The 13420-nt window shown below is 53.3% G+C and carries 10 protein-coding genes; all 10 read left to right on the top strand.

Going from position 1 to position 13420, the window contains the following annotated elements; translation table 11 throughout:
• Nucleotides 1-41: 41 nt before the first annotated feature.
• The 10 genes from RDO88_RS04345 (at nt 42) to RDO88_RS04300 (ending at nt 13373) form a co-directional block, all read left to right on the top strand.
• Complete coding sequence (locus tag RDO88_RS04345) at nt 42-3122, top strand: efflux RND transporter permease subunit (protein WP_307758212.1); 3081 nt, start codon at nt 42-44, stop codon at nt 3120-3122.
• A complete protein-coding gene (locus RDO88_RS04340; RefSeq protein WP_307758211.1) occupies nt 3103-4587 on the top strand; it encodes a TolC family protein in 1485 nt (494 codons plus the stop codon). The genes RDO88_RS04345 and RDO88_RS04340 overlap by 20 nt, the downstream gene beginning before the upstream one ends.
• A 22-nt stretch (nt 4588-4609) precedes the next feature.
• Complete coding sequence (locus RDO88_RS04335; RefSeq protein WP_307758210.1) at nt 4610-7834, top strand: efflux RND transporter permease subunit; 3225 nt, start codon at nt 4610-4612, stop codon at nt 7832-7834.
• Between the two features lie 24 nt (nt 7835-7858).
• A complete protein-coding gene (locus RDO88_RS04330; RefSeq protein WP_307758209.1) occupies nt 7859-8947 on the top strand; it encodes a helix-turn-helix domain-containing protein in 1089 nt (362 codons plus the stop codon).
• Between the two features lie 129 nt (nt 8948-9076).
• Complete coding sequence (locus tag RDO88_RS04325) at nt 9077-9301, top strand: NVEALA domain-containing protein (RefSeq protein WP_307758208.1); 225 nt, start codon at nt 9077-9079, stop codon at nt 9299-9301.
• 373 nt (nt 9302-9674) lie between these two features.
• Nucleotides 9675-9917: an NVEALA domain-containing protein gene (locus tag RDO88_RS04320; protein ID WP_307758207.1), complete on the top strand. Its 243-nt coding sequence runs from the start codon at nt 9675-9677 to the stop codon at nt 9915-9917.
• 155 nt (nt 9918-10072) lie between these two features.
• A complete protein-coding gene (locus RDO88_RS04315; protein ID WP_307758206.1) occupies nt 10073-11110 on the top strand; it encodes a BF3164 family lipoprotein in 1038 nt (345 codons plus the stop codon).
• A gap of 15 nt (nt 11111-11125) precedes the next feature.
• A complete protein-coding gene (locus tag RDO88_RS04310; RefSeq protein ID WP_307758205.1) occupies nt 11126-12001 on the top strand; it encodes a DUF1573 domain-containing protein in 876 nt (291 codons plus the stop codon).
• A 179-nt stretch (nt 12002-12180) separates the two neighbouring features.
• Nucleotides 12181-12444, top strand: a complete 264-nt coding sequence (locus tag RDO88_RS04305) for an NVEALA domain-containing protein (protein ID WP_307758204.1) — start codon at nt 12181-12183, stop codon at nt 12442-12444.
• A 218-nt stretch (nt 12445-12662) separates the two neighbouring features.
• Nucleotides 12663-13373, top strand: a complete 711-nt coding sequence (locus tag RDO88_RS04300) for a 6-bladed beta-propeller (RefSeq protein ID WP_307758203.1) — start codon at nt 12663-12665, stop codon at nt 13371-13373.
• The last annotated feature ends 47 nt before the right edge of the window (nt 13374-13420 follow it).

Genomic DNA, 13420 nt, shown 5'->3' with positions numbered 1-13420 from the left:
CATCATTCTTCATTCCTCATTTTTCTTCATTCTTCATTTTTATGGTAAAGTTTCTGATAAATAGACCGATTGCGGTACTGATGGCTTTTACGGCTTGCTTCATCATCGGGCTGGTGACGTACTTCTCGCTTCCGATATCGCTGCTGCCGGACATCGACATCCCGCAGATTACGATACAGGTGAGCGCCGAGAACGCTTCGGCACGCGAGCTGGAGAACACGATGGTGGCACCCGTGCGGAGGCAGCTCATGCAGGTGTCGGGCCTGAGCGAACTGAAGAGCGAGACGCGCGACGGGTCGGGCATCATCCGCCTGTCTTTCGAGTTCGGGACGAACACCGACCTGGCTTTCATCGAGGTGAACGAGAAGATAGACGCTGCCATGAACAGCCTGCCCAAGGATGCCGTGCGGCCCAAAGCCATCAAGGCCAGTGCTACGGACATCCCCGTGTTCTACCTGAACCTGACACTGAAGGACGACGTGCCCTATGCGGACACTCACGACCAGGCGTTCCTGAACCTGTGCGAACTGGCGGAGAACGTGGTGAAACGGCGCATCGAACAGCTGCCGCAGGTGGCCATGGCCGACATGACCGGCGTGCCGGGGCGCATGCTGCGCATCGTGCCCGACAGGGACCGCATGGAGAGCATCGACATGGGCATTGCCGACCTGGAAAGCATCCTGTCGGCCAACAACGTGGAGCCGGGGAGCATGCTGGTGCGCGACGGCTACTATGAATACAACATCCGCATCGCCTCGCTGCTGCGCACGCCCGAGGACGTGGAGAACATCTACTTCAACCACGGGGGGCGCGTCATGCAGCTGAAGGATATCTGCAGTGTGAGACTGGTGACCCGGGGCGAGATGGGACGTTCGCTGGCCGGAGGCAAGAGGGCCGTGACGCTGGCCATCATCAAGCAGAGCGAGGAGAACATGGACAACCTGAAGCGGGAACTGAAGGAGACGACCGACTACTTCGCCCGTATCTATCCCGACATCGAGTTCAGCATCAGCCGCAACCAGACGGAGCTGCTGGACTATACCATCTCGAACCTGCAGCAGAACTTCACGCTGGGCTTCCTGTTCATCTTTGTCGTGGCGGTGTTCTTCATCGGCGACGTGCGCTCGCCGCTGGTGATAGGCATCACGATGATCACGTCGGTGGTCATCACGTTCTTCTTCTTCTACCTCTGCCGCATTTCGCTCAACGTCATCTCGCTTTCGGGCCTGATACTGGCCGTGGGTATGATGATAGACAACGCCATCATCGTGACCGAGAACGTGTCGCAGTACCGCGAACGGGGCTATTCGCTCCGGAGGGCGGCCGTGGCGGGCACGTCGGAGATGATAACGCCCATGCTCAGTTCCTCGCTCACGACCATCGCGGTGTTTGTGCCGCTGGTGTTCATGAGCGGCATCGCAGGCGCCATCTTCATGGACGAGGCGTTCTCCATCACTTCGGGACTGATGGTGTCCTACTTTACGGGCATCATGCTGCTACCGGTGCTCTACGTGCTGTTCTACCGGATGGGCATCCGCAAGAAGAACTGGTTTACGGCCAGCTTCAAGAACCTGCTGAATAACGAGTGGCTGGTGAAGTTCTACGACGCGGGCATCGACTGGGTGTTTGCCCACAAAGGCATCAGCCTGGCGGGCGCGCTGCTGTCGCTGCCCCTGTGCGTGCTGATGTTCTGGGTGATAGACAAGGAACGCATGCCGGAGATTGACCAGAACGAGCTGGTGGTGGACGTGGAGTGGAACGAGAACATCCATGTGGACGAGAACAACCGCCGCGTGAACGCCCTGCTGCGGAAGGCGGACAGTCTGGTGGTGGAGCATACGGCCTACGTGGGCATGCAGGACTATGTGCTGGGCACGGACAAGGAACTGTCGGCCGCCGAAGCCGAACTGTACTTCAAGACGGAGAAGCCCGAGGGCATCGCGCCGCTGAAGGCGATGGTCGAGGAGGAAATGCGCACCCGCTATCCCGGGGCGACGGTGACCTTCTCGCCGCCCATGACCATCTTCGAGAAACTGTTTGTGACGGGCGAGGCCGACGTGGTGGCGCAGTTGCAGGCCGCCGACAAGAGCGTGACGCCGCGTCCCGGCGAGCTGAAGGCCCTGGAGGCCGACATCGCCCGGGCCACGGGATATGCTCCCGAGGGAACGGCTTTCAGAAGCCAGATGAACCTGGTGGTGGACCGCGACCGCCTGCTGCTCTACAACGTGGACTACAACGAGGTGGCTCGCGTGCTGCGCACGGCCTTCCAGGACAACCAGGTATCTACGCTGCGTTCCTACCAGCAGTACCTGCCGATAGGCATTGCGGGGCGCGAGATGACGGTGAACCGTGTGCTGGCCGAGACGCTGGTGGAGACCCGGGCCGACGCGAAGACGGGCGAGAAACACTACATCCCCCTGCGCGAGCTGGTGAAGGTGGTGCCCGACGAAGACCTGAAGCAGATTACGGCGGGGCGGAACGGCGAGTATATTCCCATCAGCTTCTACGGCGTGAAGGACGCCTCCCGGTTGGTGGAAGAGGTGAGGGACGTGGTGAACGGGGAGGAAAACTGGGACGTGAGCTTTGCGGGCAGTTTCTTCTCCAACCAGAAGATGATGGGCGAGCTGACCGTCATCCTGTTCATCTCCATCCTGCTGATGTACTTCATCCTCTGTGCCCAGTTCGAGAGTTTCCTCCAGCCGCTGATCGTGCTGGCCGAAATCCCCATTGACACCGCATTCGGACTGGTGCTGCTCTGGGCCCTGGGCCACAGCCTGAACCTGATGTCGGCCATCGGCATCATCGTGTCCTGCGGTATCGTGGTGAACGACTCCATCCTGAAGCTGGACGGCATCAACGAACTGCGGCGCGAGGGCATGCCGCTGCTGGAGGCCATCCATACGGCGGGCCACCGCCGTCTGAGAGCCATCATCATGACCACCCTCACGACGGTCTTCGCCATGGTTCCGCTGCTGTTTACCTCCGACATGGGTTCGGAGCTGCAGCGTCCGCTGTCCATCGCCATGATAGGCACCATGATGGTGGGTCTGGTGGTCAGCCTGTTTGTCATCCCTTTGATTTATTGGTTTATATATAGAAAGCATGATGTTTCGAAAGATTAGTATATGTCTCCTGCTGGCCCTTTGTGCGGCAGGTGTACAGGCACAGCGGTCGCTGCGCCTCAGCCTCCAGCGTACCATTGCCATGGCCAACGACAGCTCGCTGTCGGCCTTCCGTTACCAGAACATGTATCTGTCCGGCTACTGGGAATACCGTTCCTACAAGGCGGCGCGCCTGCCGAGCCTGACGCTGAACCTGACGCCCTCGCAGTATTACCGCTACATCACCCAGCGATACGACTCGCAGGAGGATGTCGATGTGTACCGCGAACAGCAGATGTTCAGTGCCAACGCGGGCCTGAGTGTGTCGCAGAACTTCGACCTGCTGGGCGGTACGTTCTACCTGAATACCGAACTGGACTATATGCGTAACTTCGGCGACAGCAAGTCAACGCAGTTCTCCACGGTGCCCATCCGCATCGGTTACCAGCAGGACCTGCTGGGCTACAATGCCTTCAAGTGGGACCGCAAGATTGAGCCGCTGAAGTTCGAGAAAGCCAAAAGGCAGTTCCTCTACAACACCGAGAGCGTGTCCGAAGAGGCGGTGAACTATTTCTTCAGCCTGGCCATGGCGCAGGCCGACTACAAGCTGGCCGAGGACAACGTGGCCACGACCGACACGCTGTATGCCATCGGGCAGCAGCGGCAGAAGATTGCCGCCATCTCGCAGGCCGACCTGCTGACGCTGAAGCTGGACAAGGTGAACGCACGCAACACACTGCGCAATGCCGAGATTTCGCTGAAACGGGCCATGTCGGCTCTGGCCACCTACCTGAATCTGGACAAGAATACCCACATTGAGCTGGACCTGCCGTCGCGGCCGAAATTCATGGAGGTGTCGGCCGACCGTGCGCTGGCACTGGCCAAGGAGAACAACCCCACTTACCTGGAGCAACGTCAGAATGTGCTGGAGGCGGAGCAGCAGGTGGACCGCACACGGAAGGAGTCGATGTTCAACGCCAGCTTCAACGCCAGTGTGGGCTTCAACCAGGTGGCCGACAATCTGGTGGCCGCCTACCGGAACCTGCTGCAACAGGATCTGGTGGCCTTCTCGATTTCCATTCCGCTGGTGGACTGGGGCGTGCGCAAGGGCAAGTACAACATGGCCCGGAACAACCTGAACGTGGTGCGTATCGCCGCCCGCCAGGAGGAAATCAGCCTGGAGGAAGACGTGCTGATGACGGTAAGCGACTTCAACGTGCAGCAGGAACTGATAGCCAGTGCCGAGGAGGCGCTCGACCTGGCCGAACTGGCCTACGACCAGACGCGCCGCCGCTTCATCATCGGCAAGGCCGACATCAGCAGCCTGACCCTGGCCCTGAACCGCCAGCAGGAGGCACAGAAAAACTACATTCTGGCCCTGCAGAACTATTGGCTCAGCTACTACAAGATACGGAAGCTGACGCTGCACGACTTCGAGTCGGGCTTCTCGCTTTCCGACCGTTTCGACTTCAATTCGTATCTATAAATACTGCGGGGAGGAATAGCGGATGAAGAAGAAAACCGGAGAATCCAGGACGTGGTCGTCGTTCACACTCATCGTGACCTTTGTCTGCCTGTCGCTGGTGGGACTGGCCCTGATGCCCCTGCTGCCTGTCAAACTGTCGCCGTCGACCACGATGCCCGGTCTGACGGTATCTTTCTCGATGCCCGGCAATTCGTCGCGCGTCATCGAGTCGGAAGTGACGAGCAAGCTCGAGGGCATGCTGTCGCGTGTTGTCGGCATCAAGAACATCTATTCCACATCGGACAACGGCAGCGGCAGCCTGCGCATTGAGCTGGACAAGCATGCCGACATGGACGCCACTCGCTTCGAGGTGTCCACGCTGATCCGCCAGTTGTGGTCGCAGCTGCCCGACGGGGTGAGCTATCCCACCATCTCGGCCCAGCGGTCGGACGCGCAGGCCTCGCGTCCCTTTATGACCTTCACCCTGAACGCACCCGCTACGCCCATCGTGATACAGCAGTATGGCGAGGAGAAAATCAAGCCGCTGTTGGCGGCTCTGAAGGGTGTCTACAAGGTGGAACTGAGCGGTGCCACCCCTATGGAGTGGCGCATCACCTATGACAACGACCGCCTCACGGCCCTGGGCATCGGCGTGCAGGACATCCAGACCGCCATCAGCGAGCAGTACAGCCGCGAGTTTCTGGGTATCTGCGAGTTCGACTCCGGCGGGCAGAAAGAGTGGATACGGGTGGTGAGGGCCACGGACGGGGAGGCGGACGAGTTTGTGCCTTCCGAGATCTTTGTCCGCACGCAGGCCGGCGAAACCGTGCCGCTGGACAAGCTGGTCAAGGTAGTGCGGGTCGAGGAAGAGCCTACGTCGTACTACCGCATCAACGGACTCAATTCCGTCTATCTGTCGGTTACCGCGGTAGAGACGGCCAACCAGCTTACGCTGGCCGAGGACGTCCGGAAGGTGATGGACGAGGTGCGTGCCGCCATGCCCGAAGGCTTTGAAATCCATACCAGCTACGATGCCACCGAGTATATCAGCAAGGAGCTGGACACCATCTACTTCCGCACGGGGCTGACGGTGCTCATCCTGCTGTTGTTCGTGGCACTCATCACGCGCAACCTGCGCTACCTCTTCCTCATCGTCACCGGTCTGGCCGTGAACATTGCCGTGGCCTTCATCCTCTACTACATGCTGGGGCTGGAGATACAGCTCTATTCGCTGGCGGGCATCACCATCTCGCTGAATCTGGTCATCGACAACATCATCGTCATGACCGACCACATTCTGCGCCGCCGCAACCTGAAGGCCTTCATGTCTGTACTGGCGGCCACGCTCACCACCATGGGGGCACTGGTCATCATCTTCTTCCTCGACGAGAAAATCCGCCTGAACCTGCAGGACTTTGCCGCCGTGGTCATCATCAACCTGGGCGTGTCGCTCTTCGTGGCCCTGTTCTTCGTGCCGCCTATGATCGAGAAGATAGGGCTCCGCCGCGGCAGGCCTGCCCATCCCCGGCTGTGGATGAAGCGGCTGACGGTGCGCTTCACCCGTTTCTACCGCTGGCTCATCGTGTGGCTGTGCCGCCATCGTGTAGCTGTGTGCGTAGTGCTGTTGCTCGGCTTCGGCCTGCCGGTGTTCATGTTGCCCGAGCGGATCGAGAAGGCGGAGGAGAAGGGCCGCTGGGCAGAGTGGTACAACGATATTTTTGGCAGTTCCACCTATAAGGAGAAGGTGAAGCCGGTGGTGGACAAGGCGCTGGGCGGTTCCTTGCGCCTGTTTGTGGACAAGGTATACAACGGCAGTTACTTCAACCGCGACGAGAGCGAGGTGGTGCTCTACATCAACGCCACCCTGCCCAACGGCAGCACGCTGGAGCAGATGAATGTGCTCATCAAGCGGATGGAGACTTTCCTCAGCGGGTTCAAGGAGATACGCCAGTTCCATACGTCGATCTACAACGCCCGCCGTGCGGCCATCCAGGTCTACTTCAAGAAGGAGTATGCCCACACGGGCTTTCCTTATACGCTGAAGGCCGACGTCATCAGCAAGTCCATCACGCTGGGCGGTGGCAGCTGGAGCGTCTACGGCCTTCAGGACCAAGGATTCAGCAACGACGTGCGCGAGTCGGCCGGCAGCTTCCGTGTGAAGATGTACGGCTACAACTACGACGAGCTGAGCCACTGGGCGGAGGAGATGAAGAAACTGTTGCTGACCCACCGCCGCATCAAGGAGGTGACCGTCAACTCGGAATTCTCGTGGTGGAAGGACGACTACACGGAGTTCTTCCTCGAGTTCGACAAGCGCCGCATGGCCGAAGAGGGCCTGACGGCCTACGACCTCTTTGCCGTGCTGCGTCCCGTCTTCATGCGGAACCAGGTGGCGGGCAGCGTGGTTTATGAGAACAACCTGGAATACCTGCGTCTCAACTCCACCCAGAGCGGCGACTACGACGTGTGGAGCCTGATGGCGGTACCATTTACCGTCAACGGAAAGGAGTATAAGCTGTCCGACCTGGCTGTGCTGGCCAAGGGGCAGACACCGAAGCAGGTGGCCAAGGAGAACCAGCAGTACCGCCTCTGCCTGCAGTATGAGTACATCGGCTCGTCCGAGCAGGGCCGCAAGCTGCTCGAAAAGGATGTGGAGGAGATGAGCCGCCGCCTCCCCATGGGCTATACCGTAGAGGACGAGAATGCCTATTGGAACTGGGGCAAGAAGGACTACAAGCAGTATCTGTTGCTGCTCATCGTCATCTCCATCATCTTCTTCATCTCCGCCATCCTGTTCGACTCGCTGAAGCAGCCGTTGGCCATCATCTTCGTGATTCCCATTTCCTACATCGGCGTGTTCCTCACATTCTATCTCTTCGGGCTGAACTTCGACCAGGGCGGTTTTGCCTCGTTCGTCCTGCTGTGCGGCATCACGGTAAATGCCAGCATCTACATCCTGAACGAGTACAATGCCATCCGGCGCGCCTTCCCCCGCCTTTCGCCCCTGCGTGCCTATACCAAGGCCTGGAACGTGAAGATCATTCCCATCTTCCTGACCGTAGTGTCCACTATCCTCGGTTTCGTGCCGTTCATGGTGGGTGAGAAGGCCCCGTTCTGGTATCCGCTGGCGGCCGGCACCATCGGCGGACTGGTGATGTCCGTGATTGGTATCTTCTTCTACTTGCCCGTGTTCAGCCTGAAGCGGAAGTGGCTGCCGGCGCGGAAGAAGAGATCGGGAAGGCGGAAGAAGAAAGGAGAGGCGGCGTAAACACGCCACTTTACAGAACTGTGTATGGAGAAGGACGACTGGATAGGGTTGGGAGTCTGTGTGCTGATAGGTTTGCTGGCGGCTGGGATTACCGGCCGGCAGCTGTGTCAGAAGCGGCTGTCAGTGTGGCGGCCGCTGGCACGCGAGGCTTTTCGTACGGCTTTGATGGAGGAAATACAGAAAAGGGATACGGGGGGAGTGTATATGAATTTTTCTGGAAACTACAATCTGCCGGCCGACTCTGCCGGTCACAATGAGGAACCGGTGCGGGTGCAGTTGGAAAGTGAATATGGCCGAAAAGATTTTTGGATTCCCTATGCGAAGCATGCCAATCGTGTGGAACCTTCGTCTGTGATGCAGGGAATTTGTTCGTACCTGCTGCACGTATCTCCGCTGGATGCCGATTCGTTGAACCGTTCCTGGAACCGCCGGCTGGAAGCCATGGGATTCCCCGGAACGGCAGAAACCCGTATCTCCGTGACCGACTGGTGGGAGCGTGATTCGTATGCCTATTCCGCCGATTCGCTTTCTGTTTCAGGACTGGACAGCCTGACCACGTTCTATTTGGGGCTCAGGTGCGAGGTGGGGGCTACCGGCTATCTTCATACCCCTTGGCGGATGATGCTTTCCTGGCGAGATAGAGTTGCATTGGGTGCCGTGGTCGCTTTGTGCATTCTGCTGTTTTTAGTGCATGGTTGTATATATCGGCTTTGCCGTCGTCTTTTTGTCAGAGAAAAGATTGTGGTCGTAGAGAAAGCCATTTCTGTGACTGTCGTTTGCGAGAGCCGTCCGCCTGTCTGTCAGCTGGAAGAAGGAGTGTATTTCGAGGCTGGTTCTCGACTGCTGAAAAAGGGTGATAGCGTTGTAAAACTGATGCCTTTGTCTGCCAAATTGCTGCAAGGATTCCTGGATGCGAAGGAGCACAGGTTGCCCAACGATGAGATCCTGCGTTTGTTGTGGCCGGATGGAACCGGCACCTTGGACAAATTGCATCAGAACATTAAAAGGCTGCGTCATTGTTTGTCCCAAATTTCAATCTGTACCATCGAACACGAAAATTTTGCCTATCGGTTCATAATTCCCCATTCCATCGAAGAAAATCCGGTTGAATGATGTGCTGTCCGCAGGCTGACGAAAACTGACTTTACCTGTTTTTCTGGATTGTCAGTTTTTGTCAGCCTTGAAATTTGAATGCATCTTCGTTTTCTGCTATCTTTACAGAGCTAATTAAAAAATGAAAATATGAAAACGAAAATCTTATTTGTGGTTCTGATGTTGGCAGCGGCAGCCGTTTCCATTCGAATGAATTTAAAACGTGAACGTTTGGACAGCCTGATGCTGGAGAATTTGGAAGCTTTGTCATTTGATGAATGGGATGGAACCCCTGCTTGTTTTGGATATGGTTCTGTAGATTGCCCCAGTAGTCCTGTGAAAGTATATATAGTAGCGACACTTAATGATTATTAGCATAGTATCTTGGTCGTATGCAAGGAGAGACGAATATAGAGGTAATATAAATAAAGGAATGAAGAGGAGCGGGCGGCAATCTTATAGTTGCATGTTGTAAGCCGTCCGCTCCGTAACTCATCCCGGAAAGGAGGTCTGAAGACAAAGATAGTGAAAGGCGAGAGCTGAGACAAACGAAAAGCAAAGTTTTTACAGTTTGGCTATGCCGAGCCGCATCCTATCTTATTCAAAGATACGAATAAAAAATGTTTGCGGCAATACGTTTGCTGCTGTCCCGGAAAGATTTTCAGGAGATTTGTATCTTTCCGGCACCCGCTGGGGTGCGCTTGTGAGACAAATCCCATCAATGTAAACCATCTAAAACGTAATGAATATGCGTAAGAATATGATGAAGGTTGCCCTTGTAGCAGCCGTTGCCGCAATGGCAGGTTATGGTGTTTATGCCCATCAGACAAAGGAAATGATGTCGGACGTGATGTTGGAGAATGTGGAGGCACTGGCGACAGGGGAAGTTAGTCCTACAGAATGCCCTGGAGGTAGACATCTTTGTGCATGGATACATGATCCACTAGGTTCTACTACATACTATGACGAGAATGGACCTGATGACATTTAGCATGTTATAGAAAAAGAGGGAAAGATACTGAGTTCCTGATGGTAAATTTCAGTTCTTTCCCTTCTTTGGAAAATGATAGGTGTTGTTTTAAATGTTAAATAAAATTTGTGATATTGCTTCCCGCTTTTGTTTATCACGTATAAAAATTTGTATGTATGAAAAATGTGACATTCTTTTTCCTATGTATTTTGTTTTTTGTGCAGTGTACCAATAGAAAATCTGGTACCGTTGAAGATACAATAGGATATGATATTGATATAGAGGAAAAAATCTCATTTGAACAAATAGCTTTTCCAGATTTGTTGGGTTCAACCATGCAATTGCTGAAAGTGGACAGTCTGTTATTGATTAATGATTTTCATGGTGATTCTTTGGTGTATGTTTACAATTTGAAAACAAATCAAAAGATGGGATATTTGGTTTCAGTAGGAGATGGTCCTAATGACTTGATTTCTCCTTTGGAACTTCAAACGGATGGCGATAATTTGTGGGTACTGAGTCGCCCTCTTCATATATTAAGCCATACGCCGCTTTCTGCGATTGGTGAAAATGGAGTAGTACCACTTGTTCAAGATGGTCGTGTGAAAGGGGAGGCGGATTGTTTTGTTCCTTTATCTCCGAATCATATGGCTTTTTCGGGTTTTTTTGCAAAAAGATATGCTTTGGCAAATACGAATCACTTGGATAGTGTGACGGAGTTTGGGGATTATCCTGATTTTTGGGAGGAAGAGAAATCTTTTCCAGTAGAAGCAAAAGCCATGTTCCACCAAAGTCGTTTTGTAGTTAATCCTGAAAGACATCTATTTGCTTCATGCTCTTATTTTGTATTGGAGATTTATGATTATGGGCGGATAGGAACAAATTTGCCTGAATTGAAATTTCGGAAACAATTGGGACGATATGAATATGATTATCAGAAAGGTAAGCGTGTTACAGCCTCTTTGCGAGAAGGCTCGGATTTGGCGGCAGTTGATATTGTAGCAGGTAAGAAATATCTATATATATTGGTACAGGATGAGGAAAATCGGAAACATCGGAATGTCATGGTTTTGGATTGGGAAGGGAATCCAGTGAAATTATTAAAGTCAGGTAAACGTATTACTTGTTTGGCTGTTGATGAAAAAGAAGGAGTCGGGTATTGTATTGTTCGAGATCCCGAAGATACATTAGTATCTTTTAATTTAAATATTTGATGAAAGAAACTTTCTATGCGAATTACTTATTGGAACGTATTGTTGTGCTTTTTTTATTTGTCCTCCTGCGTGAATCCTCAGAAGAAACAATACACCGATTTGTTACAAGACTGGATGAACCGGGAAATACAAATTCCGGATAATCCGGTTTTCACGGTGTTGGCCCGTGATACGGTTGATTTTCCGATGCAAGCGGATTACAAGATATTGACTTACGTGGATTCCGTGGGTTGCCTCAGTTGTAAGTTGCAATTGGACCGCTGGAAGGAGCTGATGGAAGATGGCGGATTCTCCGGTGTGGATTTTCTGTTCTTCTTTTCTCCCGAAAAGATGCGGGATATTGTGGGTACGCTTCGGATGGAGGGATTTACGCATCCGGTATGCATCGACAGGGATAAGCGCCTGAACCGATTGAATCATTTCCCTGCCGACCCCACTTTCCAGACGTTTCTACTCGACAAGGACAATCGCGTGCTGGCCGTCGGCAATCCCGTCCGCAACCCGAAGATCAGGGAACTCTACCTGAAAATCATCCGTGGAGAAACAACCAGCCGGGAGGAGGAAACGCCTCGCGCACAGACTACGGTGGAGGCCGACCGTACGGAAGCGGACATGGGCCGTTTTGACTGGCAGGAGGAGCAGACGGCGGAGTTTGTCCTGAGGAATACGGGGCGGCATCCGCTGGTGATTTTCGACACCTATGCCTCATGCGGCTGCACGCAGGTGGAGTACGACGCGAAACCGGCCCGTCCGGGCGAGAACCTGGTATTGCGTGTGACCTACAAGGCGGACAATCCGGGATATTTCCGCAAGGAGGTGACGGTGCGCTGCAATGCGGAGGATGAACAGCTGAAGCTGACGGTGACGGGCGAGGCGGAAGAGAGGAAATGATGATAGAAAAGAGAAGGAATAAGGATTGTACAACAAAGGTCTGAATAAAAAATGTTTGTGGCAATACGTTTGCTGCTGTCCCGGAAAGATTTTCAGGAGATTTGTATCTTTCCGGCACCCGCTGGGGTGCGCTTGTGAGACAAATCCCATCAATGTAAACCATCTAAAACGTAATGAATATGCGTAAGAATATGATGAAGGTTGCCCTTGTAGCAGCCGTTGCCGCAATGGCAGGTTATGGTGTTTATGCCAATCAGACAAAGGAAATGATGTCGGACGTGATGCTGGAGAATGTGGAGGCACTGGCGCGTTATGAATTGCCGGAGGTGACCATTACTTGTTCGCGCACGTGCAGCGATGGAGTAGGCAGATGCTATTATAAATTTGATAATTGGGGTAATTGTCATTTTAATGGCGATCAGAATTGTTATTGCACTTGCTGAACCTTGGCGTTAAAGTATCAGGGAGTGTAACGACATAGTACAAACCGGTAAAATGAGGCAGGTTGGTTCACGGGAGGATTGGTAACAAACGGATTGTGAATCAACTTGCTAAAAATGTATTAAAATTGTATGACATGAAAAATATAATAAGTATAGGTTTTTGTCTGTTGCTTTTTTGTTCATGTTTGGACAAAAAAACGTATGACGATTGTCCCGTTTTGCGTGTTTCATTGGAGCAGCAGGAGGTTTCCATGAAGGATTTGTTCGGTCGTTTGGAAGTGATTCCTTTGGAAACCAATGATTCCTGCCTGCTTGTTTTTCCGGATAAGGTGTTATGTGTCAACGGACGTTATGAAGTGTTCGACCACAAGCGCTATGCCTTGTTCCTTTTCGACGAGGAGGGGCGTTTTGTCAGACAAGTGGGCAGACGGGGAGAAGGAGTGGGTGAATATCGGGAAGTATACGATGTCGCACACGATTCGCGGAACGGCAACATCTGCCTGTTGTCACCTTTCTGGGAGATGTTTGTTTACGATGCCGAAGGCCGCTTTCTTGAACGCCTGCAATTGCCGGGAAAGTCAAACTATCAGGCCTTGATGGACTATGGTGATTATTTTGTGACGTGGACGCTTCCGATAACCGATGAGGAATGCGGGATTAGTGTGATTTCGAAGGATTCGCTACAGTGTGTGCGGGAATATTGGCATGGGAATCCCAGTACAATGTTTTTATTTCCGCGTGCATTTTATCAGTTTGGGGACGGTTTGTACTTTTTCCGTCCCTTCCAGCGCGAGGTCTATCGGATGGATTTGAATGGCATGCAGGTGGCCTATCGGTGGGATTTTGGTAATGATAATTATTCAATAGAGGATTTCGGAGTTTCGTTGAAAAAAAGAGGAGATAGAGAAGAAAGTGATAATATAACGTGAGTTCGATGAATTATAACTATTTGTAAATTTGGTGATTAGCGAAAATT

The sequence above is a fragment of the uncultured Mediterranea sp. genome (assembly GCF_902493215.1).
Lineage (GTDB): Bacteria > Bacteroidota > Bacteroidia > Bacteroidales > Bacteroidaceae > Bacteroides.
The sequence above is the reverse complement of the archived record's forward strand: the minus strand, read 5'-3'. Positions and strand labels throughout refer to the sequence as shown.

What these genes read in the sequence shown, in the direction of transcription:
- RDO88_RS04345 (WP_307758212.1), top strand. Translation starts at nt 42, where the DNA reads ATGGTAAAGTTTCTGATAAATAGACCGATTGCGGTACTGATGGCTTTT.
- RDO88_RS04340 (WP_307758211.1), top strand. Translation starts at nt 3,103, where the DNA reads ATGATGTTTCGAAAGATTAGTATATGTCTCCTGCTGGCCCTTTGTGCG.
- RDO88_RS04335 (WP_307758210.1), top strand. Translation starts at nt 4,610, where the DNA reads ATGAAGAAGAAAACCGGAGAATCCAGGACGTGGTCGTCGTTCACACTC.
- RDO88_RS04330 (WP_307758209.1), top strand. Translation starts at nt 7,859, where the DNA reads ATGGAGAAGGACGACTGGATAGGGTTGGGAGTCTGTGTGCTGATAGGT.
- RDO88_RS04325 (WP_307758208.1), top strand. Translation starts at nt 9,077, where the DNA reads ATGAAAACGAAAATCTTATTTGTGGTTCTGATGTTGGCAGCGGCAGCC.
- RDO88_RS04320 (WP_307758207.1), top strand. Translation starts at nt 9,675, where the DNA reads ATGCGTAAGAATATGATGAAGGTTGCCCTTGTAGCAGCCGTTGCCGCA.
- RDO88_RS04315 (WP_307758206.1), top strand. Translation starts at nt 10,073, where the DNA reads ATGAAAAATGTGACATTCTTTTTCCTATGTATTTTGTTTTTTGTGCAG.
- RDO88_RS04310 (WP_307758205.1), top strand. Translation starts at nt 11,126, where the DNA reads ATGCGAATTACTTATTGGAACGTATTGTTGTGCTTTTTTTATTTGTCC.
- RDO88_RS04305 (WP_307758204.1), top strand. Translation starts at nt 12,181, where the DNA reads ATGCGTAAGAATATGATGAAGGTTGCCCTTGTAGCAGCCGTTGCCGCA.